Below are 24,277 nucleotides of genomic sequence, written 5' to 3' on the forward strand. Positions count from 1 at the left end.
GGAAGGAGATGACACGGGTCATGAACCAGACGAATGAGAACCGAAAGCCAGGTTTTGACGAAGTGCCTGACGTTGATCCAAACCGGCCAGCCCCCACAGACGGTCTTGAGGATGTGGTTGGTGCCATTATGGATAATCTGGAGGGGAATTCAGACAAGTCCCCAAGCAAAAAGGAAACCAACGACAACAACGACGATACACAGCTCGTGTAGATTTATGGAGGCGCACACATAAAACAAGAGGTCGTCTCATAAGCAAGTAATCTTGAAGTAGAGGAACAGCTTTGGAAAAATTGCAAGCAAAAAGCGCCAGTCCAAGGATCCCGGGACTGGCGCTTTACTATTTTCGTCTACTCCATGCTCTTCAGAAGATTATCGGCAAGCGAGAGCCTCCATAGTTAGCTGTCCTTGCGACGGTATAGTGGCTTATTCTCCAGAGCCCTGATCGGAGGGGTCCAACCTCCCGCCTCAGCCATCGTATCGAGCGCATCCTCAGCAGCCTGCATCTTGGCATCAAGCTGGTCAATCAGATGGAGCGCAATCGCTTCAGGCAGCTGCGGCTGTACAGGGCTTCCCCACTCCCCGAGATTATGATGGGATAGAATTAAATGCTGCAGCATCACCAGCTTCTCAGAGCCCGTGTCAATTCCTTTCAAGAGCGCCGCTTCAATGATCCAGTTCACGGCTAGGGAAATATGTCCGATCAGTTTGCCCGTGAAGCTGTACTCCGAGACAATGCCAAGCTCTGCCGTGAGTTCCTCTGTCTTGGCAATGTCGTGGAGGATAATCCCTGCGATCAGCAGATCCCGGTTTAGGAACGGACGCTGAACAACGATAAATTCCGCCAGCTCTAGCATGCGGACCATATGATAAGCAAGCCCGGCATAGAAGTTGTGGTGCATTCCCTTCGCCGCGGGATAATGAAGCAGCTTATCCCCTACTTTGCGGATGCAATGATCCACAATAGAGCGCAGCTCTTCATCCTGAATACTGGCTGCGGCACAGGTGATCGTATAGAGCAGATCATTCGGAGGAACGGGCGCTGAACGAATAAAATCGGTAATATGATGCCCGTCATCCGGCGCGGCCGGACGCATTTGCATAACCTTGAACTGCAGCTTATCCCTGTACGTATGTACAAGACCCTTCACCTTAACCAGCATAGGGGCAAAAAATGTCTCTTTGTCCGTCACTGAAGCATCCCACAGCTTCGCGGTAATCTCACCTGTGGGATCAGCCAAGATCAGATCAAGGTAATCCTTGGGGACCGTCCCATTGGTTTGTTTGATACTAGCTGATTTGAGCAAATAGAAGCCTATGATCTCTTCCCCGTCAACAAACGCCTTAACTTGTTTCATCTGACAACTCCTGTAATAAAGTATAAATAGAATGCTTCTGCCCGAGATTTAAGTCTAGGTTGCTAGACTTCTATAAATCTACCATTTCTACTCGATTCCTACCACATGATGAGCTTTAAAAATATTAGCAACCCTGTCCGCTTCATGCGGCTCGCACTCCACCATGACAAGAACATGCCCTTTAAGCAGATGGGCTTCATACTGCTGTGCATCCTCCTTGGGAACTCCCGCACTCATCAGAGGCACGATGAAATCATCTGTCCCTTTTCCAATCTCGGTCCCAGCCATCTTCCGCGCTGCAGGCCCTGCTGCCACAACCTCTTTAGGATCATCCTCAATGTTGGCAACCATATTCTTTAGCATACCAAATACGCTGTTGCCCGCGTTGCCGGTCATCGGCTTCCCTATCCCCGTACTCTCGCTTATTTTATTCATTTGCTTAAGCTTTCGGGACAGTACGGATACCTCTTTATCGGAGTATCCCGTTTTATACAATTCGTCGATGACGATGGAAGCATCCTGTGTGGTCGAGAATATTCCTATTAGCAATTTTGCCATTTTCGCTACCTCCCCGGTTACTTACAGAGTATTACCCCACAGTCTTTTTGAGTAAAACATTGCTCCCAAAGAACGAGAAGTTATATCAATAATTAATAAGTCTGCAGGTCCCACAACTGATACTTATATCTTATATATTTGATAAAAATTACCATCTATAATGAGTTTATACCCTATACCAATAAGCTTAGAGAGGATTGATAAAACCGCCAAGTGTAACAATAGGAAACAACAAAATTTAAATTCGATGAAGGAGGAAATTAATGTTTATTGAATGGCTCAGGTCCAATGCGGCCGCTATGTGGTGTCTCACCATAATTCGCATTTATCTCGGTTATCAGTGGGTGACGGCAGGTTACGGCAAGATTAGCGGTGGTTTTGACGCATCTGGATTTTTGAAAGGGGCTATCAGTAAAAGCACCGGTGAGCATCCAGCAGTTCAGGGATGGTGGTCGGCCTTTCTACAGCATGGAGCTCTTCCAGGTGTAGGCTTTATAAACATTCTGGTGCCCTTCGGTGAATTCCTTGTCGGTTTGGGTTTGATTTTAGGCACTTTTACTACCTTCGCGGCATTGATGGGTGCGGTTATGAATACGGCCTATCTCTTCTCCGGAACGGTCAGCACCAACGCGCAGATGCTGATTCTGGAAGTGCTCATTCTGGCGGCCGGCGCCAATGCGGCCAAGATCGGATTTGACCGCTTCATCCTGCCTTCCCTGCGCAGCCGCACCAAGAATACTCATGTGAGTACCATACCTGCACAGACGCTGGTAGAAAAGCAGTAAGCCAAGGAACCTTCTTGTAGGCGGATGTATATAATGGGGGGACTTGGAAGCTTTTATTACAACAACACGATTCTGCCTTTAGTGCTGTACGAACTGCTTGTTATAAGTCTTCTGGCATAACAAAAGTCATAAGGAAACGCGATTCAGCCTTCAGGCCGATAAAGACCTGAAGGCTGAATTGATTTTAAAGCTTATTCACTAATCAATTGAGTCCACTTAGATCCCAGCTCCTGAGGCTGATACTCGCTCATTTGGTCCAGAAGCGCTTCAGGATCATCAGAAATCCGGATGAGACTTAAATGTGACTCATTCGAGAAGCCTTCCTTCACACTATGTTTGATTAGTTCAATAAGCGGATCGTAATAACCGTTAATATTTAAGAGTCCTATAGGCTTGGCGTGAATACCAATCTGTGCCCAACACAGCACCTCGAACAGTTCCTCGAACGTTCCAAGACCCCCAGGCAGCGCTATGAACCCGTCAGCAATCTCGCCCATCTTCGCCTTCCGCTCATGCATGCTCTCTACTTCAATCAGCTCGGAAAGCTCTCTATGGACAATCTCTCCCCTGAACAGCCCGCTCGGCATCACTCCAATGACATGACCCCCACGCAGCAGAACCTCATTTGCCACTTCTCCCATGAGACCCAGCCGGGAACCGCCGTACACTAGCCGGATATCCCGGTCTGCAAGTACACTCCCCAGCTGAATGGCCTGAGTCCGATATTCAGGCTTGACGCCCGGGTTGGAGCCGGCAAAGACACATACGGTTTTCATGTTCCTGATCATCTCCTTATCCCTGTAGCACTTTTACGTTTTCTTCCATTTCATATTGTACTATATGAATGGGCTGATGGAAATAAACGTGACTGACAGCAAATTCGCAGAATCCGCAGTTTCCTAGAATGATTCATGGCACCCTGCTGAGACAGCAAACTACCTGTGAAGACGATTATCTAAATTTTAAATCACGGCTGCCTGAAGCGTACTTATCTGTTTGGGATCATGATGGATTGTCCGCAGATAGCTGATCGTAGAAGTAACAGAATGCATAACTACAGAGTGGGTCTCAGCTTTATCCCCGGGAAGGTAGCGCACCCCGTTCAGAAAGTCTCCTGAAGTCACACCCGTAGCCACAAAGATGACGCTGCCGCTCCCAACCATATCTTCCATGGTTAAGAGTTTCCCTGGATCATCCATTCCCATGCGTTTGCAGCGAAGATGATCCTCTTCTTGTTCAGGCAGCAGCCGCCCCTGCATCTCCCCACCAAGGCATTTGAGTGCCGCTGCCGCCAGGACGCCTTCCGGTGCGCCGCCCGAGCCAACATACATATCCACTTCATTATCCATGGCCGTTTCGATCGCCCCCATCACATCTCCATGGCTAAGCAGCTTAATCCGCACCCCGGACTGCCTAAGCGCCGCTATCAAGTCACGATGACGTTCCCGGTTCAGAATGGATACCGTCATCTCCGGCAAAGACCTTCCCAGAATCCGCGAAGCCTTATGTAGTGTGGTCTCAATCGGATCGTCCAGGGAGAGCTGTCCCGCGAGCTTTGGACCCACAGCCAGCTTCTGCATATAGATGTCTGGCGCGTGCAGCAGATTCCCCTGCGGTGCGGCAGCAATGACCGAGATGGCGTTATCAAGCCCGTTCGCCACGGTCTCGGTTCCCTCCAGCGGGTCAACAGCGACGTCCATCCGCGGTCCGCGGCCATTGCCAAGCTTTTCTCCGATATACAGCATAGGGGCCTCATCCATCTCGCCCTCCCCAATGACAACAGTACCGTCCAGAGCCACAGAATCGAACTTGCTGCGTATTGCTCTTGTTGCCGCGTCATCCGCGCTGTTCTTATCCCCTCTGCCCGTCCATCTTGCAGATTCAAGTGCTGCGGATTCTGTAATTCGTACCAATTCCATAGCTAAATGACGTTCCATACTGTTCCCTCCACTCAAGTTATAGTAATTATAGAAACTTCATAATCAAGCCCGCTGTCTCCTCAATCGCCTTGTCGGTCACATCAATAACCGGGCAGCCCAGCGAATTGAACAAGGATTGCGCATACTGCAATTCCTCCTCCACTCTCTCAAGAGAGGCATACCGCACACCATCCGGAAGTCCCATGGCCTTAAGCCGTTCTGCGCGTATCTTCACCAAGTGTTCGGCTTCTATCGTTAAACCGAAGATTTTACCGGTAGTGACCTCCTTCAGCTGAGCTGGCGGGAGCATTTCCGGTACTACCGGGTAATTAACAACCTTCTTCCCTTTATGTGCCAGAAAAATAGACAGCGGAGTCTTCGATATCCGCGATACGCCAAGCAAAATGATATCCGCCTTCAGCAGCGCACTGACGTCCTTGCCGTCGTCATTCTTCACTGCGAATTCCACCGCCTCCACCCGGCGGAAATAGTCCTCATCCACCCGGTGCAGCAGCCCTGGAGTCCGCTTAGGCGAATCGTTAAACGTATCAATGAACGCCTGCATCATTGGGCCCATGATATCGACAGCACGTACATTAAGCCGAACAGCCTCTTCCTTAATGACCTCTCTCAGTTCAGGCTGTACGAGCGTGTAGACCACAAAACCGCCTCTGGCCGCCACCTCCTCCATCAGCTGGCTGAGTTCATCCTCATGACGAACATTCATGAACCGCTTAATCTCTGCCGATGGCAGTTCGAACTGCCGGAGAGTCGCCTGTACGACCGCCTCAGCGGTCTCCCCAACCGAATCCGAACAGATTGCTATGAAATGAGCCGCAGCATGATTCATCCCATTCCTCCCACTATTCCTCTGCTACTGTATCCAGCAGCATTTTTATAATATTTGTCTTGGTGATTCGCCCGACTACGTTCCACTCGCCTGGTTTACCAGACGGTGCAGGAACAACGACGGGCAGGCTGTCAATTTGGTAGGAAATAATCTTCTGTGCCGCTTCGAGAACAGAATCCTCGGGTGAAATCGTCACCACTTGGGGAAGTCTGGTCATAATTAGGCTTACAGGCATCGAGGATGCTGCCGCATTCCCCAAAGTCACTTTCAGCAGATCCTTACGGGAGACAATACCCGCAAGCTTCCCTTCTTCATCCGTTACAATCAGGTTCCCGACATTCTCCAGGAACAACGCTACCACAGCATCGTGAATGGTCGTCGTCTCACGCACAATAACCGGGACCCCATGCAGGTCCCCTACCTTCATATCCAGCAGGCGGACTTTGTTCTCGCGTTCCGCGGCTCCCCTTTTTCCCAGGAAATAACCGACTTTTGGCTTTGCATCGATATAATCCAGCATCACCAGGATCGACAGGTCGGAACGAATCGTCGGACGGGTTAAATTAAGCATTTCGGCGATCTGCTCCCCGGTAATTGGCGCATGTTTCTTGACAATATCAATAATTTCCAGTTGACGGGATGTCAGTTCGATATAGATCCCTCGCTTTTCAATTATGTTGGTGTTGATGTCCTCCTCCTATTAGAGATCATTTAATGAAGATATAATACGTCATATATAAACTAATTTCAATAAATAAAACGCATTATTTAAAAAATGTAAGTTAAATAAACGATTTTACGGGTAAAAAAATACGGGTGAAATGTCCTTTAGGCTGCTATTGCTCGGGGTTTGTTGGTTAAATCAGATCAGTTCAGTTCAGTACGTCAGAAATCTGTTCACTAATAAATTCTATTTTGCCGCGAATGAACCGGCTAACCTATGAAATGGGCGGTATTTCTAGTAGATTTAACTGTGCTTTTTAACCAACAAAAAAAGCGCCCAATGGCGCTTCGTATACGGCTATTACACGTTTTAGCCGAATCTATTTTCCTAAATATGCCCAAACCTTCGGCTTCCTAGAATCATACAATACGTTATGGGGTTATCCTGATTTAATAAAGGAGGTCGGTCAATATGAAACCGGTCCGTATCAAGCAGCAGCAGCCTACCAGCACAGAATCGGCTGTTGCACTAAGAAGAAGCAACCAGTCAGAATCCCGTGTGCTTGATTTCTGGTCTCTGGTCGCGGCAATCCTGGTGTTGGCAGCTGCTATAATCGGGGTCTATGTTGCCTACAGAACTGTAATTATTGGAGGAGGATCAGATGTGGTAATCGCCTAAACCTAACGGTCCATATGATATGGCACGGTTGCTACCACGACATTTTTGCGGTTAATAAGATAGGCTCTTATCATCAGGCTGGACTGATTATGCAGCAGATTCTGCCACCAATGCTTAGTAATGAACTGCGGAATAAGAACTGTAATATGATCACTCTCTGCTTTCTTCCATTCCACAGTATCGATAAATTTCCGGAGAGGGCCAAGTATGCTCCGGTAACGCGATTTTAGAATAATTAGACGGACGCCGGGATTCCACTCATTCCACCGCTGTTCAATCTTCCGGACCGACTCGTCATCAAAACCGACATAGACGGCAACCACATTGTCCGAGAGCGTCTTTGCATAACTTACGGTGTTAAGCACCACCCTAGTCACCCCGGCTATCGGGATAATCACGGTGTTCCCTTTAGCGATCGGCTTCTCATTGAACAGGTCAATGCGAAGCTGGTCCGCCGTGTTGGCGTAATGCAGCTTAATTCTCATAAAGATATATACAACCAAAGGCAGAAAGATAAATATGACCCATATTTGACTGAATTTGGTAAATATAAAGATCAGTGTGATCGACAGCGTTGTCAGCATCCCGATCGTATTGATTAACAGCTTAACCACCCAGCCTTTGGGCTTAAGCTTGATCCATCTGAGCATCATACCCAGTTGGGACAAGGTGAAGGGAATAAACACGCCTACCGCATACAGTGGAATCAGATTCTCTGTGTCCCCCTGGAACACCATAATCAGGATGGCAGACAGTATACTCAGGAAAATAATCCCGTTTGAGAAGCCCAGACGATCTCCTCTGACCATGAAGGCATGGGGCATGTATTTGTCCTTCGCCAGCATAAATGCCAGCAGGGGGAAAGCTGAATAAGCAGTGTTGGCCGCCAGGATCAAAATTACGGCTGTAACACCCTGAATTACATAGTATAAGGTTCCTCGTCCAAAGGTAGTCTCTGCAATCTGGGATACAACCGTCTCCTCTGCGGCTGGTTTGATGCCATACCAATAAGCCAGCAGGCTGATCCCGATGAACATTCCCGCAAGCAGGATACCCATCATCATGAGTGTTGCTGCTGCGTTCTTCTCTGCGGGTTTTCGAAAGTTGGGTATAGCGTTGGACATGGCTTCAACCCCGGTTAATGCTGAACATCCCGAGCTGAAGGCCTTTAGCAGCAGGAACAAGCTGACATTTGAGACGGTTTTGCCGAATTCAGGCGCAGCGGCATGGGCGCCACCAGAGAAATAATTGATAATTCCACATATAATCAATACATAAATCGCAACAACAAACAGATAGATCGGTATAGCAAGGACGGAAGCTGACTCCGTCACGCCTCTTAAATTCATAATGGTCAGAAACAGGATCATAACCAGGGCAATCAGCACCCGGTGATCATGCAGCACGGGAAAAGCCGAAGTAATCGCATCGGTTCCGGCCGAAGCGCTTACCGCTACGGTTAGAATATAGTCCACCAGCAGCGAACCCCCCGCAAGCAGGCTCGGAGATAAACCGAGATTGTCCTTGGCAACAATATAAGCCCCGCCTCCGCCTGGATAAGCAAAGATGGTCTGACGGTAGGAGACAATCAGGATGGTAAGCAGACCAAGAACCGCGATGGAGATGGGAATGGAATACCACAAGGCAGCAAAACCAGCCGCCATTAATACAATGAGTATCTGCTCCGTTCCGTAAGCTACCGACGATAATGCATCAGAAGACAAGATGGCCAGTGCCTTCAGCTTACTTAGTTTCTCGCCCTCAATCTCCGTGGATTTCATCGGTCTTCCGATCAGTAGGCGCTTAAATTTTCCTGCCATGTTCAACTTCCTTTACCTGAGTCTAGCGTCTCTTGGAAAAAGACACAAAACGTATTGTATATTGTTCGTTGGAATTAATCCAGTATATAGATTACTGTTTCTAATATTTTTTTACCCCCTATATTTGGAATGAAAAAAAATAAATCCCGCTCCGCACCCGGAGGGGATTATTTGGTGTATTTCTATAAGCCGATACGGACCGTATCAGACCCAGCATCCTTCATGCCTTTCTTGGAAAGGTATGTGATCGTAAGCGCACTGGCAAAGCAAAAGATTATAAGCAGCCTAAACGGCCAGCTGCTGAAATGACTGATTTCAAGTACAGGAGCAAGCACGACAATGCTTGCCACAATGAGCAGCAGCTCCCGCCATACCAGAATTCTGTTAAAAGGTTCATTAATACCTTAACACGCTTCAAGCCCAGAGAACATGTACAATCCGATAAAGCACATGAAATTTTTGATCATAAATCGGTAATACGGTTTTCGGCTGCTTGCCTACAGTTTGCTCACGGTGTGCCGCTCTATCAGCTTAGGCTGAATGCCCCAACGAATCGCGTGTCTTGTTCCGCTGAGCTCCGACATCAGCAGATCCACAGCGGAATCACACATTCCCTGTTTATCTACACGCATAGTGGTCAATGGCGGCTGTGCCGCTTCCGACATGTTCAAGTCGTCGAACCCCATAATCGACACATCTCCGGGAACCTGTATTCCACGTTCCTGCAGCAGCTCTCCAAGCAGCAGGGCGATCCGGTCGTTTCCACAAAAGAAAGCTGACGGCAGGGCTTCATGCCTATCCAGAAACCTGGCAATTTCATCCCGCGTGGCCTCAAAGCCCTCTGACTCAGTCAAGCACCAGGAGGGGTTAACCGCAAGGCCGCTGTCTTTCATCGCTCTCCAAAAGCCGTAACCACGCTCTTCATGACTCGTGGTCAGATTGCCTGGCCCGATGAACCCGATCCGGCTGTGACCGCACTGTATCAGATAATGTACGGCCTCATATCCCCCCTCGATATTGGCTGAGGTTACAGCCGGACAGGGCAGCTCCCGGTAATAGGAATCAAGCATGACCAAGGGGGCGTCCAGCTTCCAGATCCGCTCAGCATAGGGCTTGTCCATAATGCCAAATAAGATGATTCCGGCATAAGAAATATCCTCGAACACACCAGGCAGGACCAGATTCTTCTCCATAGCCTCATCAACCCGCACAATAATGGCATTGTATCCCTTTCTTCGGATGCTCGATTCCAATCCCCAGATCATATCATGGTAGAAATGAAAGTGGTCATTATCATCGTACCTGGTAATCCGGTCGGGAACGACAACCAGCAGGTTCGGATGCTCAAGCTGTTTCTTTCCATACGGTCCGTAGCCCAGCTCCTTGGCTGTTTGAATAATCCGGTGCCGCATTTCTTCACTTACTCCTTTTTTGTCCATAAGGGCAAGTGACACCGCATTTTTGGATATGTTCAGCTTATCCGCTATGTCCTGCATGGACACTTTTTTGGCACGTGCCATCCTCTTGCAATCCCTTCCGAATATGATACACTGACTTTAATCATACTTTACATTATTTAATTTAAGTCAAGTTTTGTCAAGTAAAACAGATCAGGGAGGACTTATCTTGAAGTATGCGATTGGAATTGACATTGGGGGCACCAAATCTGCAATCGGCTTAATTACCGATACCGGTGAAGTCGTAGCTAAAACCTCCATTCCTACAGATCCCGCTGTGAGCCCATATGTTATGGTTGAGCGGATTGCCGCTTCGGCAATGTCCCTCATTACTGAAAGCCAAATTGACACTTCCCTCATCAGCGGTGTCGGTATCGGCGCTCCAGGACCGCTCGATACCCGGAGCGGCCGGCTCACAGTTCCGCCGAATTTGCCAAGCTGGCATGACTTTCCGTTGGTTCAGGAGATGAGCAGATTGTTCCCGTTCCCGGTCAAGCTTGAGAACGATGCCACAGCAGCCTGCTTGGCAGAGAAATGGCTTGGAGCCGCCCAGGATGCGGACCATTTCGTATTCATCACCATCAGTACAGGGATTGGGGCAGGCCTCTATATGCACGGCAAGCTGATTACAGGGGCCAGCGGAAACGCAGGGGATGTCGGCCATTTCGTCATCGATCCCGCTGCCGGTGAATGTGTCTGTGGACAGCGAGGCTGCTGGGAATACATAGCCTCAGGCACTGCGGTGGCAAGGCAGGCCAGCGAGAAGCTCGGTCGCAAGGTATCTTCCAAGGAAGCCTTCGACCTTGCCGCAGCCGGTGATTCGCAGATGAGAGAGCTGGTTGATCAAGTATTCCGCTATATCGGTATTGGCTGCGTCACCTTGATCAACACGCTGGATCCACAGAAAATTGTCATCGGCGGCGGCGTGTCCCAGGTCGGCGAACCCCTGTTCCAAGCTGTTCAGAGCTATGTCTCAGCTCATGCGCTCAATCCTATCGGACGCAAAACGCCGATTGTGCCTGCCGCACTTCTGCAGGATGCCGGGCTTATCGGGGCAGCCGCCCTTGTCCATACTGAATACTAAATTATTCATCTGAAAGGAGATTTACTTACAATGAATCAACCTATTTTTCTAGAGCCCGTATTTAAAGACCGTATCTGGGGAGGAACCAAGCTAAAGGAGCTGTTCGGGTACGAGATCCCTTCGGATCAGACCGGGGAGTGCTGGGCTGTCTCTGCCCATCCGAACGGACAAAGTGTAGTTAAAGAAGGTCCTTACAAGGGCACTTCACTTGGAGACTTGTGGGCAGGCCATCCGGAACTGTTCAATTCCAACTCCAAAGTCTTCCCCCTGCTAACTAAGATTCTAGATGCGTCCGATGATCTGTCCGTTCAGGTTCACCCCGATGACGCCTATGCAGGAGTTAATGAGAACGGAGAGCTTGGCAAGACGGAATGCTGGTATATTGTTGACGCCGAACCGGGTGCCGAGATTATCTACGGTCATGGTGCGGACAGCAAGGAGCAGCTTGCGGACTGGATTCATCAGGGAAAGTGGGACCAATTGTTGTCCAAAGTTGAGGTTAAGCCCGGTGACTTCTTCTATGTGCCAAGCGGAACTCTCCATGCACTCGGTAAAGGTATCGTTGTCCTGGAGACACAGCAAAGCTCAGATACTACCTACCGCGTCTACGACTACGACCGGAAGGACTCAGAGGGGAACACCCGGGAACTCCACTTAGAGAAAGCCATTGAAGTGACCACGGTGCCTCAAGCTTATGTAAAAACAAACTACAAGGTTGCCAACCAACCGGGTGCCGTAGTAACGACTTTCGTAGAGAACGAATTTTTCACGGTTCAGAAATGGGAAGTTGGCGGTACCGCCGATTTCAAGTCCTCTGACAAATACCTCATTATCAGCATTATTGCGGGTGAGGGCGAATTATCGGCTGAGGGGCATAAGTATCCGCTCCATAAGGGGGATCATCTGATTCTGCCTGTCGGCTATGGTCCTTATCAGCTCAGCGGCAAATTCGAAGCGATTGCCTCCCACGAATAAGCCGCACTCATAAAATAAAAGAAGCCTGCCATACCAAGATGACTTGGTCGGCAGGCTTCTTTTATTTTATATAATGTGCTCCAGCAGCGGTTTCTCTTGGTGATGCTGCTTCGTGGTGTTGCTTGATAGTGTTACTTGGATTGCTTAGGTTCACTTGGAATCACCGGGGTTCACATAGTATCTCTTGGCTTACGCTTTGTATCGCTAAACGTCCCCTCGTGTCACTTGGCGCTGCTTGGAAATCACTTGGCGTCACCTGATGTCACTGGTCATCACTTGGAGCACTAGCTTTACTTGGAACACCAAGCATCACTTGATATCACTTCAAGTACCTGAAGTCACTCGGCTTCCATTTATGTAGCTTGGGGCTATTTAGCGCCCCTACTCGCCGCCTGATGGTTATTCACCACGTTCTGCCAATTACCACTTGCGAGACTACGCTCAAACTTCGTAGCGCTCTCTCAATATGCGCAAATGATGAGCCGTATGCCCTGCAATAGTATACAGCACAGCCCTTGCTGACGCTGGAAACCCATTGGCTACGCCCGTACGAAGCCAGGCTGCATCATCCAGCTGTCTTGCCAAGGCCAACGTTGAGGCACGTACCACCGCAAACTCGTTTACCAGCTCATCTACGGCCAGCCGCTCCGATCCCGCATGCAGGACATAATCATTCTCCTCAAATCCCGAAAGCGGCGTCTTGTCCCCGCGGGCGATTCTTAGCAAACGGTAGCTCATGATCCGTTCCGAATCGTTGACATGACCCAGCAGCTCTTTCACACTCCATTTCTCCGGAGCGTATCTGTAGTTACCCTTCTGATCATCCAAATTTTTGAGCGCTTCAAACTCTTCGGTTTGCGAAGCTAAATAAGCCAAAATATCTCCTTCAGGCAAGGCCTGAATGTACGGCTCATAATATGAAGCATACTCTTGCGGCAGCGGTTTTTGCAAAGACATAGTTCCAACACTCTCCCTATAATTTCCGGCTAGTCCTCCCAGACATCCTTCATCAGTGACTTAATCTCCTTGATCCGGATTTGTGTCTCCTCAGGATTCGTCACCCATTCATGACCATTCCACTCCACCACATCACAGGTCTTCACTGAAGAATTCACTTCATTAAGAGGCACATTCTTTGAATTTCCCTCAACTTCAATAATACAATAATTATCCTCGAAGCCTTCAACAATTCCCTTCATGTCCAAATCACCTCTCCGCTCTGATCTCAAACTGCTGTCCATCCGTTATGAATTCAACAGTTCCCTGCTTGTCGTTACGGTATACTTGGACGCCCTGCTTCTGCAGGCGCTTAAGCACGGTTTGGGTAGGATGCCCATATTTGTTATCTGCCCCAGACTGAATGACGGCATATTTCGGATTCACCTTGGTCAGAAAAGCCGCACTAGTCGAGGATTTGGACCCGTGATGGCCAACTAGCAGCACATCGGAGCGGAGATCCGCGCCGCTGGCCAGCATATCCTTCTCACTGTCCCGCTCAGCATCTCCGGTCAACAAGAAGGAATGCTGCCCGTAGGTCACCTTGATGACCGCGCTCATGTCGTTGGTATCCTCGTAATTCCGGACAGGCGCAAGCATCTTCACAGTCACCGCGTTATCCCATTCTAAATTGAGTCCTGCTTTAGCTGTGGATACCTTGAGACCTTTACGCTGAATAGAGCGAAGCACCGATTCGAAGGTTTTGGTTGTGGAGCTTACCTTAGGCATATAAATTCTCCCAACCTCATGCTGGTCAATGACCTTATCCAGCCCGCCAATATGATCCGCATCCGGGTGGGTGCCAATGACAATGTCAAGACGGCTGATCCCATACAATTTCAGCGCATCCAGCATCACCTGCTCCTTGTCGTTGTTCCCGGCGTCAATCAGCAGGGTCTTCCCCGATGGGCTGATCAGAAGCTGGGAAGCACCCTGCCCCACATCAATGAATATGACGCGGAGCTTGCCGCTTCCCTCTGTGAAGTCATGAGGCACCGGCAGGCTTCCTCTTGATGAGCACCCTGCTAGCAAAGCAAGGCAGAGAATCAGGCTCACAACCCCGAAGAGATGTGATTTGCACAAACGAATAAGTCTGATCATAGATGCATTCCTTTACATTAAGAACATTTGTTCCAATTATATTCCATAATCTGCACTTATTCAATCCTCGAGGCGGCCTGAACCGTAGGAGTTCGCAGGGAATTAGTAAGGCAGCGGTGTGAAATGTTCTCTAGGGTCGCTGTTGCTCCCAGACTTCCTGAATTAAATTCATAGGGTGAAAGTCCGGTCACAAAGGCAAACGCTTCGCTTCTCCTAAATCATTTCACGCGCTTGCCTTTTCGTAATTCTTAAGTCCAATTTACATAGCTGGGCCTTCAAATCAATAGTTCAACTTATATAGCCTGCGCTTATACCCGGCGCCATCTAGCCTTTAATTGCTTCAATTGAAAATATAACGTACAGCCGATACAGTAACCGCTTAAGGCGGCCAATGCCGCTGCGAATAATAACCATGAAAAGAGGTAACCCGCCCATGCTAATCCAACCAGAAAAGCTGCTAGGGAGAGGCTTAAGAATACAACCGCCAGCGTGTTGTTAAACCGCTGCAGCTCTGCAGCCTGGGTCTTACCCGGGTGAACCTTCAGAAAGGGCTTAGCCACAATCACAAACAAATTCCGGCCGGTTAGCAGACCCATGACCTGAACCAGCCACAAGCCTGCGAGCAGATATGGCTGTCTAAATAAAGAGGCAGCAATAACGAGCAGTACAATTCCAGTTTGGTTGGCTTTGACATAGGATTCCGGTATTTCTTTCAAGGAAGGTCCTCCTTTGCAAATATCTTACTTTAAACTATACCCGATTAATCCGATTTAAACAATCGGTTATACAACAAGAAAAAAGCCCCTTGCACTGAGCAAGGGACTGGAGACTAACCCACGGGGGGATCAATCTTTATTTTACCGAAATCGAGATAGTCACAATCTTGTTGTCAAACTTGGCCTTGATCGTTGCGGTTCCTTTGGCAACCGCTTCAATCTTGCCTGCACTCACCTTGGCAACCGAAGGCTTGGAGCTTGTCCATACGGCACTGCCTGTAACAGAAGTAGTTTTGCCTGTATCATATTCAGCTACTAAGTCAACCGTTTTGACAGCACCCGGTGCGAGAACGTATCTCTTCTCGTCTACAGTCAGTTTCATCAGCTTCGGTACGACTCTTATATCAACCTTAGCTGCGACCCCCTGGTAGGACCCGTTTAAGGTAGCTGTTCCTTCAGCCACTGACTTTACCGTTGATCCTGACACCGTTGCAACTTCTGGATTCGAGGATACCCAGTCCATTTTACTGGAGAGATTGATCTTCGTTCCGTTGGTGTAGAAGCCTGTTACCTTAATCGATTTGCTTCTCTTAAGGTTAAGCTCTAACGACTGGGGCTCTACAACGATCTTCGTAATTTGGGGCTCTACAGCAACCGGAAGTTTGAGACTCTGATTCAAATAAGTCCCCTTCAAAGTTGCATTCCCTTTCACCAGACCTTTGATCTTGCCTCCCTTAATTACAGCATTGGCTCCTGTCAGGCTCCATTCGATCTTGTCGGTTACATCCTCCTCATCACCATTGACACGAACCGCGGTGACTTTGGTAAGCGGCAGCTCTTTGCCTATAACCACACTAAAATTCTCTTTTTCAGGAAGAAGCACAAGCACCTTCTCCTGAACTACAACCTCAACCACAAGCGGAGCAGCTTTGCCAAGTTTGCCTGTCAGAGTAACCTTACCCGTACCCTTGGACACAAACTTGCCGTTCTCAACCACTACCGTATTGCTGTCGCTGGAAGTCCACTCCACATTGGAGGTGAAATCCTGTTTCTTCTCGTCAAGGGTAGTTGCCGTTACTTTTGGAACAGATATGCTTTCGCCCTTGAACATATCGAGGCTGGTTTTCTCTGTAGAGATCTTCGTAACAGTAGGGAATACAGTAACTTTGATCTCACGGCTAAGCCCCTTGTATGTCACTTTAACCGTTGATGTCCCCACCTGTCTAGGCGTGATGAGACCATTCTTGACAGTTACCGCAAGAGCGTTGGAAGATACCCACTCCGCCTTGTCGGTTACAATCTCACGTTCTGTATCCACACTATTACGAACTGATGCTTCAACTTGAACTGGTGAATCGCTGAGGAACAGCGTTTGGTCATTGGACGGATTTACAATAAGTGCCTCAAACTCTGTACGTACCAGCACGGTAACCTCAGCGGTAACGCCGCGGTACGAAGCTGTAATCGTAGCTTTACCGGTAGCTAACGCTTTGATTTTTCCTTTGTCTACCGAGACCACAGACGGAGCAGACGATTTCCAATCCGCCTGATCGGAGACAGTTTGCTTGGTGCCGCCCTCGCTCAGCTGAGCTACGGCATTCAATTGAAGCTCTTTGTCCCCTACGAGCATTTCAATGTCGCCATCGGGCAAGCTCTGTTCAGGAACCAATTTAAGCTCGGAGTATGGGGAAACCACGTTTACTTTGTAAGAAGCAGTTAACCCTTTGTATTTTGCCGTAATTGTGGATGATCCCTTGCCGACCAGAGTCAGCTTGCCGCCCGCCACCGTAATGACGGATGTGCTGGAAGATGTCCAATCGGCATTAGCGCTAACGTCATTGGAAGAACCGTCGTTATCGACAGCCAGCGCCTTGACGCTCAGGTTCTCATCACCCAGCTTATACTGCACTGTTCCACTCTGATCGAGCTTCAGCTCTTTGAACAGGTATGCGGAATCCGCGCTTAATGTAAGATTAAAGCCCTTATACTTGGCCGTAATCGTTACCTTACCGCTCTTGAGCGGAGTCAGAAGCCCTTTTTCCACTTTAATCACCGATGGATCAGAGGATACCCAAGTACTATCGCTGGTTACATCCTTCTTATCCGTCAAGCCTTCAATCTTAGCCAGCACCTTAAGCTGCTGGGTGGTTTCAGCTACATACAGATGTACTGCGGCCGGATTCTCAAATTCGATGGAAGTTACATCGCCGGAGGCTGCAAAGACGTTCGCCGGAAAAACCACTGCCACAAGCAGCATAACAAGAAACCACTTGGTCATTTTCCTGTTCCCAATCATTCATTTCTCTCCTTTGGTTATCTGATCTGTGTAAATTTTACCAGTCCTCCCCTAATTTATCGACAGTTATCTTCTAATTTGTTACCTTTTTTCGGAAATTGGTCAAAAATAAACACAAAGACCCATTCAGCCTCGAATGGATCTTACTACGAACAGATGTTTTTGCTTGTCTAATCTTTCCCCGCTCACGAGAATCACTTCATGCTCATTATGATGATGAATTGCGGTTCGGAAATGTAACAGATTATTGCCACTCCATACTGTGACTGGTGACTTAAAGTAAATCGCATTGTCGAACTGTACCTGGTTCTTCATTACATAACCAACGGAATGAGGGACTGCCCGGTCTGTCTTGGTTTTCATGACCTTTCTCGCATACCTTCGGTTCCGGCTGCCAGGCTGAATCTTAATAATGTCATCCAACGGCACCGCGATCGGCCTTGGCCCAAGGATCAGCTTATTCGCCGCCGCATCCCAGCTTTCAATGATCCCGGTATAAATATCATCCTGATTCTCACAATAAACAATGACTTCCTGTCCGATCCAGTCTTCATAACGCAAGCGCAGTTCCCCCTTTCTATTCATTATAAATATCCGTTATTTAGATCATTCCATATTTGTGGTCAAAATCCTGCTACAGGCTCTCCCACTTAATTGGAGTCTGTCCATGCCTTGAGAGGAAATCATTCGCTCTGCTGAAAGGCCGGCTCCCGAAAAATCCACGTCTAGCCGCCAGCGGACTCGGATGTGCCGAGGTAATCACCTCATGCCGCTCCTTATCCACGATCGCCCCTTTTTTCTGAGCCGGGGCTCCCCATAATATAAATACCATAGGCTCAGCTCTCCGGTTAAGCACTTCGATCACAGCCGTCGTAAATGTCTCCCAGCCCCGGCCATGATGCGAGCCCGCTTGTCCGGTGCGTACGGTCAACACATTATTCAGTAGCAGCACACCCTGCTCCGCCCAAGGAGTAAGTGTGCCACTGTGAGGAACCGGCACACCCAGATCGCTGGACAGTTCCTTATAGATATTTCGCAGGGAAGGCGGAATCTTAATCCCAGGCAGAACAGAGAAGCTCAGCCCATGCGCCTGACCCGGACCATGATAAGGGTCTTGTCCAAGAATAACCACCTTCGTGTCCGAATAGGAAGTCAGCTTCAGCGCCTGAAACAGGAACTCCCTTGGCGGGTACACCGTATGCTCCGCATATTCCTGATCAAGCCAAATCATCAGTTCCTTGAAGTAAGGCTTCTTTAACTCATCCCCCAGCAGTTCATCCCAATCATTGCCAAACATCGCAGTTCCTCCTTAACTAGCTCTGTCTCTCTATCTTATACCCAAATGGTAGATTCCGACACTACCCATAAGAATCAGAAAGACCGTCCCTGTGTGAACAGGAACGGCCTTGTCTGGTTTACAGCTATGTATTTCGGATGCCGAGGACCGGGATCGAACCGGTACGGTAGTCACCTACCGCAGGATTTTAAGTCCTGTGCGTCTGCCAATTCCGCCACCCCGGCGCGTATTCGCCAACTTACAGCAACGAATTAGATAATAACACGTTTTTAAGATACGTGTCAACACCAACATAGTCAGGAAGTTTAAAATCGCTTTTTCTAGCTTGTTGGCGATCTTAATTTATTGTAATTCTAACTTATCAATAAAAGAAATTAAATGCACCGGAACAGGCGGTGAATTACAACTTGCTTGTCCACCTCACCCACAGCATTTTTGCCAGAAATGCATGAATCCCCCCTTTCCTCACATACTAAACCGGATTATGGTTAACGAAGGAGGCAATCATGCGTAAATGGCAGACCCTTGCGCTTGCCCTGCTGCTTGGCACAGGATCACTTTCCTGCGCTTCACCTGCTGCCGCACTGGGAGCACCTAAGGGCAGAGATTATTATGAACCCCGCGGAGAGATTGTATGGGAAGTAGCGACTGATGATAAGGTGGTCGCCATAACTTTTGATGATGGGCCAGACCCTACCCAGACTCCGGCAATTCTCCACCTGCTTGACCAGTATCAGGCCAAAGCGACCTTTTTTGTCATTGGCAACCGGGTGAGCCGGTTCCCGGAGCTCGTTAAGACGGCCTCGGCTAAGGGGCACGAGATTGGCAATCACACGTATAACCATACTTATTTTAGCGCGGGAAATACCGCCCGTTTATTTGACAAAGAAGTCACCCTGACGGAGGAGAGCATATATAATGCTATAGGAAAACATTCAGCCCTGTTCCGTCCTCCTGGAGGCTACTATAACAGCATCATCGTGAACTCCAGCCACGCTAAAGGCATGCAGGTTATTCTATGGTCCTGGCACCAGGATACCAAAGATTGGGCAAGACCGGGAGCGAACCGGATTATTAATAAAGTACTTAATAATCTGCACAGCGGTGACATTATTTTGATGCACGACCATGTGGAAGGCAGCACGCAGACGGTCGCTGCACTAAAAGCTATTCTCCCAGAAATTCAAAAGCGCGGGTACCGCTGCGTCACCGTCAGCGAGTTAATGAAGCACCAGAAGCATGCGCAGCCAGTTAAAGACTCACACGATGAAAGCAAAAGATCAGGGTTGTGATCTGCCGACTCGAAGAAAGGCCAAGCGGGCCTGAAATGGCCCGCTTCGTGAGCAACTGCAGTAACCGCTGCGGCTTCTAAACCCACACTCCCCGCGTAATGATAACCAGCAGGATGAACAGGACGAGAATATAGCCTGTAGAGTTCCAAGGGGACGGAACTGGTGCAGGCGCATGACACACCGGAGCTTCATGCACCGGAGGGCAATGATGATGGTGATGATGGTAAGGGACGCTCTGCATGGTGGTGTGTGAGTCATATACAACACCGGTTACCTGAATAGGGGGAGTGGTATAGCTAGGCATAGGGCTGGTGTAGCTTGGGGAAGTGTAGGCCGGCCCTGGTTTTTTTTCTGGCATACCTCCAACGACACTGGTCATTTGTAAATTCCTCCTTGATAGTTGACTTACCCTACCATATGCCCTTGATGACCCGGTGGGCTGGGTGTACGCCCCTTTGACCAAAATAAACTTGTGCGGAAGTACCCTGGACAAGCCCAAATTGTTATATTGTAAATGTCAAGTCATCCTACAAGGATGGCTTGTTTATTTTTAAGGGCGGCCAGCTGAATTTGTATGATCTGTGGGCTTACTTTTGTTAAATGCGAGTTCGAACAACCCCGTTGCCGATAGCCCTGCAAGCCCTCCCGCCCACAGCCTGAGCACGAGTGTCAGCTCTGTAAAAGGATATGCGGCGACCCCAATAACCAGTCCGATGATTAGCCCGCTTAGGGGGATAAGCCGTTTAGGGATATCTATCGTTGATTTGACCAGCTGCACCAGCGCCAGCACAAACACAGCCAGTACCGAGGCAAAAGATAGGACATTCGTTAAAATCTCATTATTCATATGGACAGCTCCTTTATTTCGGTGAATTGTACAGTCTCGCCAGGATCGTGCCGAGTGTTCCGATGTCCACAGGGTCCCCAGGCTTCCAGTTCTCATGGATTCCCGCGTTGGCGATCAGCCATTTGCGGCCTTCTTCTTTCCATTGGGGAGCAGGCACAGGACTGCTTGGGGAAGAGGGTTTCGGCAACTCTTTATCCTTGTTATTTGGATTAGGCATGGAATTATCTCCTTTTGGCAAAATAAACTCATTCTTTAGCTCCTGCACCGTCCCGGCATATACGTTGAGGTCCACATTTCCTTGGATGCCAGGCACGCTTCCCTTGCTGCTCGTCTGCCAGAAATGCCATCTTGTCCATGCAGGAACATCACTTGGCACTTTACTGCTGCTGTATCTCGCAATCCACAGCTTGTACCCTGACAAGGCCGGGCCGAATTTAGCGGCAAAAGAATTCCCCGTGTACAGCATCGGACGACGCCCAGTCAGCTGCTCAATCTCGCGCAGGAAAGCGAGAGCAATCCCGGTGATCTGCTCATCATCCAGGCCGCCGGGATTGTTCTCGTAATCGAGCACCGGCGGAAGTGCAAAACAGCCCGGACCTCCGGCTGCCTGAATGGCTGCGGCGAAATTCCGGGCTTCTGCCCCGGCCTCTTCAGGAGTCCGGGCGTTGAGGAAATGATACGGGCCGGTGAGAAGGCCTGCGGCTGCGGCTCCTTTTACATTTTCCAGGAAGCGCTTGTCCCGGTAGGACTTGCCCTCACTAGCCTTCATAAAGGCAAACGTTATGCCGCTCGCTTTCACTTTGTTCCAATCAATTGTGCCTTGGTAATGACTGACGTCAATGCCTTGGGCGCTGTTTTGACTGCGGGGTTGCATATCAACTCTCCCCTTTCTGAGACCGTGAAAATAGTTAATATATGAACTAAACGACGGGCATTCGTTAGAATGTGGTCGAGCATATACGTTGTGTTCTAGAATGATCGATCTTTACGAAAATTATAAGCCAGACTAGAATACGCATCGAGGGCACAAAGGCACTAGTGAACTCTGTCCGAATGCAGTTCTTGAGGTGCATTTGGCGATGGAATATGAGCATAGTAGCTGCGCCCGATTTCCGTCTGGAGCTGTTTTGATGCGCTTTTGTATCTGGCAATGGTCAAGCTGATGCGGCTGGACGCATAGTTTAATTCCCTGTTTTTCTCACGATGGGCTGGAAAAAGCCGCTGCAAAATACGATTCAACACGTGTTACCCTCCCTTGTGATCCGATCCGTCCTGCTGCTTCAGGTTCTTCACCACTTCCAGCAGCGGTGTCATGAACCCCTCCCGTTCCTTATCGAGGATGGCCTGCAGCCGGTCCCGGTCCTCCTCCGCCTTGTCCAACAGACTGCGCGGCACCAGATCCCCCCGGATAATCATCCGGATGATGACCACAACGACGAGAAGCAGGATGAACGACAGCACAACGGCCAGGCCGTATCGCTCGGCGAGTGGGAGTAGATCCTTCAGACTGTTCATCTCTTCTTGCCCCATCTTCTCGCCCCTCTCTTTAGATTTGTAGATAGGTGGTGAGCCCCCGGGTGGGGGCGAAAAAAAGCTGCTATTACTTTTTCTTACTATGCGTCTGCCTCCCAGGATCGAAGCACGACAAAAAAACCTCCACAACTAGGAAGTTACTAGGAAACTATGTTATTTAAGTTAATTTATAGGGTTCTTCCCCTTACTAGCATCACATGAAAATGATGCAGGAGCTTGTTCGCGCAGGCGATGACAATGACTATCTAATACGGATTGCTGCCTTCAGCTTCCTACTCGAATAGCCCCTGAGCTTTCCGCTTGCGTCAAGAAGTCCACGTTGAACCCGCAGCGTCATTGTTTGTGAATGTTCTCCAATCTGCGAAATGTAAAAATACCTACTCTGTTTGTCAATCCTGAAACTTTGGAAAGGTAGTACGAATATACTAACTCTCCGCTAATAAACGAAGATCGCCTTGGCAATAGTTGAAGCAAGTAATAAGGAGTTACAGCAAGCGATTGCCGATTTAACCCTGAACCCTTGTTTGGTCATAGATTGTTTTTCAAGATTAAAAAAACATTTTATATTCCACTCCCTAAACTGAATTTAACTTGATCATTTGACTGAACAGGCTACACCCATTTGGTTGATAACCATTCACGAGGAATTCAACTTCTTTAGAGGATCTTGTTGTATTCTTTTCTATTGAAATGCCGTACCACCCTAGTGGGTTATCAGCCGAATAGTATTCCGGGGTAGTCCATAAGAGCGAATTATTGCTCCCCAAATATTTACTAAGCCTTGTTACTTTACGTTCACTATCACGTGTGAGAAGAAATAATGCTCCGTCACGTGCCACGTCAAAATCAAGTACCGTCTTATCGATACCAAAATCGTATACTTTACTAAGATCACTGGCTCTGAATTTGACGAGGTTATTAGCACCACTGCTAGCTAGTCGGTAGAACATATAGATATAACCATTTGCATCAAATGCCATTCTTTTTGTGTCCCCGCTGTAATAGCTACCTGTATTGTTTATCCAAATACTTGTTTGATAGAAACCAAGGCTATTGTATTTAATCATTGCCGCATTTCTTCCGCTATATTGACCGTCCGTCGCAAGAATTACAACATTACCGGAATCATCTAAAGTCGCGCCGGAAAACCAAGACATCCCAAGGCCGCCGCCGTAATTATTAGAAAACACTACAGACCCGTTTGAAGAAATCTTATGCCACGTAGTATCCCTAAAGATAAAGCACCCACCATCGCCAGTTCCTATAACTTTTCGGACGAGATAAATGTCGGGATTAGCGTTCCACGGTAACGGGTTGCCTGTCATGATGTTAAGCCTGATAGGATAGCCACTATTCCCAGATGAATCATAAAAAATATATCCATTCGTTAGGTCATGGTGTGCGTATCTGATGCCATTAGAACCGGAAACTGTCGTTACAAGTGCCTTGGTATCTAAGGCATAAATTGCAATACTGCTATATTCAACCACTGCCACTCTGTTTCTCCCGCGGTCAATAATTAAAGAATCATAGTTAGGACTAACGTATGTGTTTAATAAAGGAAATGAACTTTGGGGAAACGGAAAAGCTGTGCCAGGCACAAAATTGTCAATCGGAATCTCGTTTCCCACTTGATAAGCCGTAAGTGAACCAGGAACAACACCATTTTCCGTTCCAAACGTTTTACCCACGAGCACATCCGCAGCGGTCGCTGTTCCATACTCCCCCCCTTCACCCTGTAAGATAAAAGCCGTTGAGCCATTCCAGGCAACCGTGTATAGTCCGCCTAATTTAAAGTTTGCTGCGTTCCCGTTTGATTTAAGAATGGGTTTCGCACCAAGTCCATTAACATTAAGCGTAGGTGCCCCAGTACTATCTGCATTGACTAGTATCCGAATAGGTAATCCCGGTTCAAGCTTCGTAATATCCGATGATACCGTAACCGAGTATGCGTTACCGTTATTGATCGTTGTCCCGAATAGGCCAGTCTTAATGAGGGCAACTGTGCCCGAATCCATCTCTTGCAACGTAATTCGTTTTGACATTTGGGTT

Annotated in this window: 28 protein-coding genes and 1 tRNA gene; 6 read left to right on the plus strand and 23 right to left on the minus strand. The window is 48.5% G+C overall.

Annotated features, from left to right (window positions below):
- Nucleotides 1-20 precede the first annotated feature (20 nt).
- Nucleotides 21-212, plus strand: coding sequence for a hypothetical protein (locus tag KJS63_RS03300; protein ID WP_213617925.1), 192 nt, complete (start codon nucleotides 21-23; stop codon nucleotides 210-212).
- 185 nt (nucleotides 213-397) lie between these two features.
- On the opposite strand, the gene KJS63_RS03305 is transcribed toward KJS63_RS03300, so the two are convergent.
- Nucleotides 398-1,357: a 3'-5' exoribonuclease YhaM family protein gene (locus KJS63_RS03305; protein WP_213617926.1), complete on the minus strand. Its 960-nt coding sequence runs from the start codon at nucleotides 1,355-1,357 to the stop codon at nucleotides 398-400.
- 87 nt (nucleotides 1,358-1,444) lie between these two features.
- Nucleotides 1,445-1,915, minus strand: a complete 471-nt coding sequence (locus tag KJS63_RS03310; protein WP_213617927.1) for a general stress protein — start codon at nucleotides 1,913-1,915, stop codon at nucleotides 1,445-1,447.
- 263 nt (nucleotides 1,916-2,178) lie between these two features.
- Between KJS63_RS03310 and KJS63_RS03315 the strand changes: the two genes are divergently transcribed.
- Entirely contained in the window at nucleotides 2,179-2,700 is a 522-nt protein-coding gene (locus KJS63_RS03315) for a DoxX family protein (protein ID WP_213617928.1), read from the plus strand.
- 191 nt (nucleotides 2,701-2,891) lie between these two features.
- Here KJS63_RS03315 and KJS63_RS03320 read toward each other — a convergent pair whose 3' ends face one another.
- The 4 genes from KJS63_RS03320 to KJS63_RS03335 form a co-directional block, all read right to left on the minus strand.
- Nucleotides 2,892-3,476 carry an LOG family protein gene (locus KJS63_RS03320; protein WP_213617929.1) on the minus strand — a complete coding sequence of 195 codons (585 nt, stop codon included), beginning with the start codon at nucleotides 3,474-3,476 and terminating at the stop codon, nucleotides 2,892-2,894.
- 186 nt (nucleotides 3,477-3,662) lie between these two features.
- On the minus strand, nucleotides 3,663-4,637 hold the full coding sequence (glpX, locus tag KJS63_RS03325; protein ID WP_213617930.1) for a class II fructose-bisphosphatase: 975 nt from the start codon (nucleotides 4,635-4,637) through the stop codon (nucleotides 3,663-3,665).
- A 28-nt stretch (nucleotides 4,638-4,665) separates the two neighbouring features.
- Nucleotides 4,666-5,469: a pyruvate, water dikinase regulatory protein gene (locus tag KJS63_RS03330; RefSeq protein ID WP_068616661.1), complete on the minus strand. Its 804-nt coding sequence runs from the start codon at nucleotides 5,467-5,469 to the stop codon at nucleotides 4,666-4,668.
- 13 nt (nucleotides 5,470-5,482) lie between these two features.
- Nucleotides 5,483-6,100 carry a helix-turn-helix transcriptional regulator gene (locus KJS63_RS03335; RefSeq protein ID WP_068616660.1) on the minus strand — a complete coding sequence of 206 codons (618 nt, stop codon included), beginning with the start codon at nucleotides 6,098-6,100 and terminating at the stop codon, nucleotides 5,483-5,485.
- A 504-nt stretch (nucleotides 6,101-6,604) separates the two neighbouring features.
- Between KJS63_RS03335 and KJS63_RS03340 the strand changes: the two genes are divergently transcribed.
- Entirely contained in the window at nucleotides 6,605-6,811 is a 207-nt protein-coding gene (locus KJS63_RS03340) for a hypothetical protein (RefSeq protein WP_213617931.1), read from the plus strand.
- A 2-nt stretch (nucleotides 6,812-6,813) separates the two neighbouring features.
- Here KJS63_RS03340 and KJS63_RS03345 read toward each other — a convergent pair whose 3' ends face one another.
- The 3 genes from KJS63_RS03345 to KJS63_RS03355 all read right to left on the minus strand — a co-directional run bounded on the left by KJS63_RS03345 (nucleotide 6,814) and on the right by KJS63_RS03355 (nucleotide 10,151).
- The gene (locus KJS63_RS03345) at nucleotides 6,814-8,631 is read right to left on the minus strand and encodes an APC family permease (protein ID WP_213617932.1); all 1,818 of its coding nucleotides are present in this window, start codon (nucleotides 8,629-8,631) and stop codon (nucleotides 6,814-6,816) included.
- A gap of 182 nt (nucleotides 8,632-8,813) precedes the next feature.
- Nucleotides 8,814-8,981: a hypothetical protein gene (locus KJS63_RS03350; protein WP_213617933.1), complete on the minus strand. Its 168-nt coding sequence runs from the start codon at nucleotides 8,979-8,981 to the stop codon at nucleotides 8,814-8,816.
- A gap of 147 nt (nucleotides 8,982-9,128) precedes the next feature.
- The gene (locus tag KJS63_RS03355) at nucleotides 9,129-10,151 is read right to left on the minus strand and encodes a LacI family DNA-binding transcriptional regulator (protein ID WP_213617934.1); all 1,023 of its coding nucleotides are present in this window, start codon (nucleotides 10,149-10,151) and stop codon (nucleotides 9,129-9,131) included.
- Nucleotides 10,152-10,257: 106 nt separating this feature from the next.
- On the opposite strand from KJS63_RS03355, the gene KJS63_RS03360 reads away from it, so the two are divergent.
- Together KJS63_RS03360 and manA are read left to right on the plus strand one after the other, a co-directional pair.
- Nucleotides 10,258-11,172, plus strand: coding sequence for an ROK family protein (locus KJS63_RS03360; RefSeq protein ID WP_213617935.1), 915 nt, complete (start codon nucleotides 10,258-10,260; stop codon nucleotides 11,170-11,172).
- A 30-nt stretch (nucleotides 11,173-11,202) separates the two neighbouring features.
- Nucleotides 11,203-12,147: a mannose-6-phosphate isomerase, class I gene (gene manA, locus KJS63_RS03365; protein WP_213617936.1), complete on the plus strand. Its 945-nt coding sequence runs from the start codon at nucleotides 11,203-11,205 to the stop codon at nucleotides 12,145-12,147.
- A 441-nt stretch (nucleotides 12,148-12,588) separates the two neighbouring features.
- Here the strand turns inward: manA and KJS63_RS03370 are convergent, their stop codons facing one another.
- From KJS63_RS03370 to KJS63_RS03405, 8 genes are all read right to left on the minus strand, one after another.
- Complete coding sequence (locus KJS63_RS03370; protein ID WP_213617937.1) at nucleotides 12,589-13,104, minus strand: DinB family protein; 516 nt, start codon at nucleotides 13,102-13,104, stop codon at nucleotides 12,589-12,591.
- A gap of 29 nt (nucleotides 13,105-13,133) precedes the next feature.
- Nucleotides 13,134-13,346 carry a DUF3006 domain-containing protein gene (locus tag KJS63_RS03375; protein ID WP_213617938.1) on the minus strand — a complete coding sequence of 71 codons (213 nt, stop codon included), beginning with the start codon at nucleotides 13,344-13,346 and terminating at the stop codon, nucleotides 13,134-13,136.
- Nucleotides 13,347-13,353: 7 nt separating this feature from the next.
- Entirely contained in the window at nucleotides 13,354-14,244 is an 891-nt protein-coding gene (locus KJS63_RS03380; protein WP_213617939.1) for a ComEC/Rec2 family competence protein, read from the minus strand.
- A 308-nt stretch (nucleotides 14,245-14,552) separates the two neighbouring features.
- Entirely contained in the window at nucleotides 14,553-14,960 is a 408-nt protein-coding gene (locus tag KJS63_RS03385; protein ID WP_213617940.1) for a DUF4395 domain-containing protein, read from the minus strand.
- A gap of 136 nt (nucleotides 14,961-15,096) precedes the next feature.
- The gene (locus KJS63_RS03390) at nucleotides 15,097-17,256 is read right to left on the minus strand and encodes an Ig-like domain-containing protein (RefSeq protein ID WP_213617941.1); all 2,160 of its coding nucleotides are present in this window, start codon (nucleotides 17,254-17,256) and stop codon (nucleotides 15,097-15,099) included.
- A gap of 126 nt (nucleotides 17,257-17,382) precedes the next feature.
- Nucleotides 17,383-17,817, minus strand: coding sequence for a hypothetical protein (locus tag KJS63_RS03395; protein WP_213617942.1), 435 nt, complete (start codon nucleotides 17,815-17,817; stop codon nucleotides 17,383-17,385).
- Between the two features lie 73 nt (nucleotides 17,818-17,890).
- Nucleotides 17,891-18,553, minus strand: a complete 663-nt coding sequence (locus KJS63_RS03400; RefSeq protein ID WP_213617943.1) for a uracil-DNA glycosylase — start codon at nucleotides 18,551-18,553, stop codon at nucleotides 17,891-17,893.
- Nucleotides 18,554-18,691: 138 nt separating this feature from the next.
- Nucleotides 18,692-18,777: transfer RNA gene (locus KJS63_RS03405), tRNA-Leu, on the minus strand.
- Between the two features lie 282 nt (nucleotides 18,778-19,059).
- Between KJS63_RS03405 and KJS63_RS03410 the strand changes: the two genes are divergently transcribed.
- Nucleotides 19,060-19,845: a polysaccharide deacetylase family protein gene (locus KJS63_RS03410; RefSeq protein ID WP_213617944.1), complete on the plus strand. Its 786-nt coding sequence runs from the start codon at nucleotides 19,060-19,062 to the stop codon at nucleotides 19,843-19,845.
- 76 nt (nucleotides 19,846-19,921) lie between these two features.
- Here the strand turns inward: KJS63_RS03410 and KJS63_RS26550 are convergent, their stop codons facing one another.
- The 6 genes from KJS63_RS26550 to KJS63_RS03440 form a co-directional block, all read right to left on the minus strand.
- Nucleotides 19,922-20,224: a hypothetical protein gene (locus KJS63_RS26550; protein ID WP_213618343.1), complete on the minus strand. Its 303-nt coding sequence runs from the start codon at nucleotides 20,222-20,224 to the stop codon at nucleotides 19,922-19,924.
- 171 nt (nucleotides 20,225-20,395) lie between these two features.
- Nucleotides 20,396-20,692, minus strand: coding sequence for a holin (locus KJS63_RS03420; protein WP_213617945.1), 297 nt, complete (start codon nucleotides 20,690-20,692; stop codon nucleotides 20,396-20,398).
- A gap of 13 nt (nucleotides 20,693-20,705) precedes the next feature.
- Entirely contained in the window at nucleotides 20,706-21,566 is an 861-nt protein-coding gene (locus KJS63_RS03425; RefSeq protein ID WP_213617946.1) for a glycoside hydrolase family 25 protein, read from the minus strand.
- Nucleotides 21,567-21,727: 161 nt separating this feature from the next.
- Complete coding sequence (locus KJS63_RS03430; protein ID WP_213617947.1) at nucleotides 21,728-21,934, minus strand: hypothetical protein; 207 nt, start codon at nucleotides 21,932-21,934, stop codon at nucleotides 21,728-21,730.
- Between the two features lie 3 nt (nucleotides 21,935-21,937).
- Nucleotides 21,938-22,222 carry a hypothetical protein gene (locus KJS63_RS03435; protein WP_068616464.1) on the minus strand — a complete coding sequence of 95 codons (285 nt, stop codon included), beginning with the start codon at nucleotides 22,220-22,222 and terminating at the stop codon, nucleotides 21,938-21,940.
- Nucleotides 22,223-22,800: 578 nt separating this feature from the next.
- Nucleotides 22,801-24,270: a hypothetical protein gene (locus KJS63_RS03440; protein WP_213617948.1), complete on the minus strand. Its 1,470-nt coding sequence runs from the start codon at nucleotides 24,268-24,270 to the stop codon at nucleotides 22,801-22,803.
- Nucleotides 24,271-24,277: the final 7 nt, after the last annotated feature.

It is taken from the genome of Paenibacillus sp. J22TS3, assembly GCF_018403205.1.
GTDB classification, from domain to species: Bacteria; Bacillota; Bacilli; order Paenibacillales; family Paenibacillaceae; genus Fontibacillus; species Fontibacillus tuaregi.

What these genes read in the sequence shown, in the direction of transcription:
- KJS63_RS03300 (WP_213617925.1), top strand. Translation starts at nt 21, where the DNA reads ATGAACCAGACGAATGAGAACCGAAAGCCAGGTTTTGACGAAGTGCCT.
- KJS63_RS03305 (WP_213617926.1), bottom strand. Translation starts at nt 1,357, where the DNA reads ATGAAACAAGTTAAGGCGTTTGTTGACGGGGAAGAGATCATAGGCTTC.
- KJS63_RS03310 (WP_213617927.1), bottom strand. Translation starts at nt 1,915, where the DNA reads ATGGCAAAATTGCTAATAGGAATATTCTCGACCACACAGGATGCTTCC.
- KJS63_RS03315 (WP_213617928.1), top strand. Translation starts at nt 2,179, where the DNA reads ATGTTTATTGAATGGCTCAGGTCCAATGCGGCCGCTATGTGGTGTCTC.
- KJS63_RS03320 (WP_213617929.1), bottom strand. Translation starts at nt 3,476, where the DNA reads ATGAAAACCGTATGTGTCTTTGCCGGCTCCAACCCGGGCGTCAAGCCT.
- glpX (WP_213617930.1), bottom strand. Translation starts at nt 4,637, where the DNA reads ATGGAACGTCATTTAGCTATGGAATTGGTACGAATTACAGAATCCGCA.
- KJS63_RS03330 (WP_068616661.1), bottom strand. Translation starts at nt 5,469, where the DNA reads ATGAATCATGCTGCGGCTCATTTCATAGCAATCTGTTCGGATTCGGTT.
- KJS63_RS03340 (WP_213617931.1), top strand. Translation starts at nt 6,605, where the DNA reads ATGAAACCGGTCCGTATCAAGCAGCAGCAGCCTACCAGCACAGAATCG.
- KJS63_RS03345 (WP_213617932.1), bottom strand. Translation starts at nt 8,631, where the DNA reads ATGGCAGGAAAATTTAAGCGCCTACTGATCGGAAGACCGATGAAATCC.
- KJS63_RS03355 (WP_213617934.1), bottom strand. Translation starts at nt 10,151, where the DNA reads ATGGCACGTGCCAAAAAAGTGTCCATGCAGGACATAGCGGATAAGCTG.
- manA (WP_213617936.1), top strand. Translation starts at nt 11,203, where the DNA reads ATGAATCAACCTATTTTTCTAGAGCCCGTATTTAAAGACCGTATCTGG.
- KJS63_RS03370 (WP_213617937.1), bottom strand. Translation starts at nt 13,104, where the DNA reads ATGTCTTTGCAAAAACCGCTGCCGCAAGAGTATGCTTCATATTATGAG.
- KJS63_RS03375 (WP_213617938.1), bottom strand. Translation starts at nt 13,346, where the DNA reads ATGAAGGGAATTGTTGAAGGCTTCGAGGATAATTATTGTATTATTGAA.
- KJS63_RS03380 (WP_213617939.1), bottom strand. Translation starts at nt 14,244, where the DNA reads ATGATCAGACTTATTCGTTTGTGCAAATCACATCTCTTCGGGGTTGTG.
- KJS63_RS03390 (WP_213617941.1), bottom strand. Translation starts at nt 17,256, where the DNA reads ATGATTGGGAACAGGAAAATGACCAAGTGGTTTCTTGTTATGCTGCTT.
- KJS63_RS03400 (WP_213617943.1), bottom strand. Translation starts at nt 18,553, where the DNA reads ATGTTTGGCAATGATTGGGATGAACTGCTGGGGGATGAGTTAAAGAAG.
- KJS63_RS03410 (WP_213617944.1), top strand. Translation starts at nt 19,060, where the DNA reads ATGCGTAAATGGCAGACCCTTGCGCTTGCCCTGCTGCTTGGCACAGGA.
- KJS63_RS26550 (WP_213618343.1), bottom strand. Translation starts at nt 20,224, where the DNA reads ATGACCAGTGTCGTTGGAGGTATGCCAGAAAAAAAACCAGGGCCGGCC.
- KJS63_RS03420 (WP_213617945.1), bottom strand. Translation starts at nt 20,692, where the DNA reads ATGAATAATGAGATTTTAACGAATGTCCTATCTTTTGCCTCGGTACTG.
- KJS63_RS03425 (WP_213617946.1), bottom strand. Translation starts at nt 21,566, where the DNA reads ATGCAACCCCGCAGTCAAAACAGCGCCCAAGGCATTGACGTCAGTCAT.
- KJS63_RS03435 (WP_068616464.1), bottom strand. Translation starts at nt 22,222, where the DNA reads ATGGGGCAAGAAGAGATGAACAGTCTGAAGGATCTACTCCCACTCGCC.
- KJS63_RS03440 (WP_213617948.1), bottom strand. Translation starts at nt 24,270, where the DNA reads ATGTCAAAACGAATTACGTTGCAAGAGATGGATTCGGGCACAGTTGCC.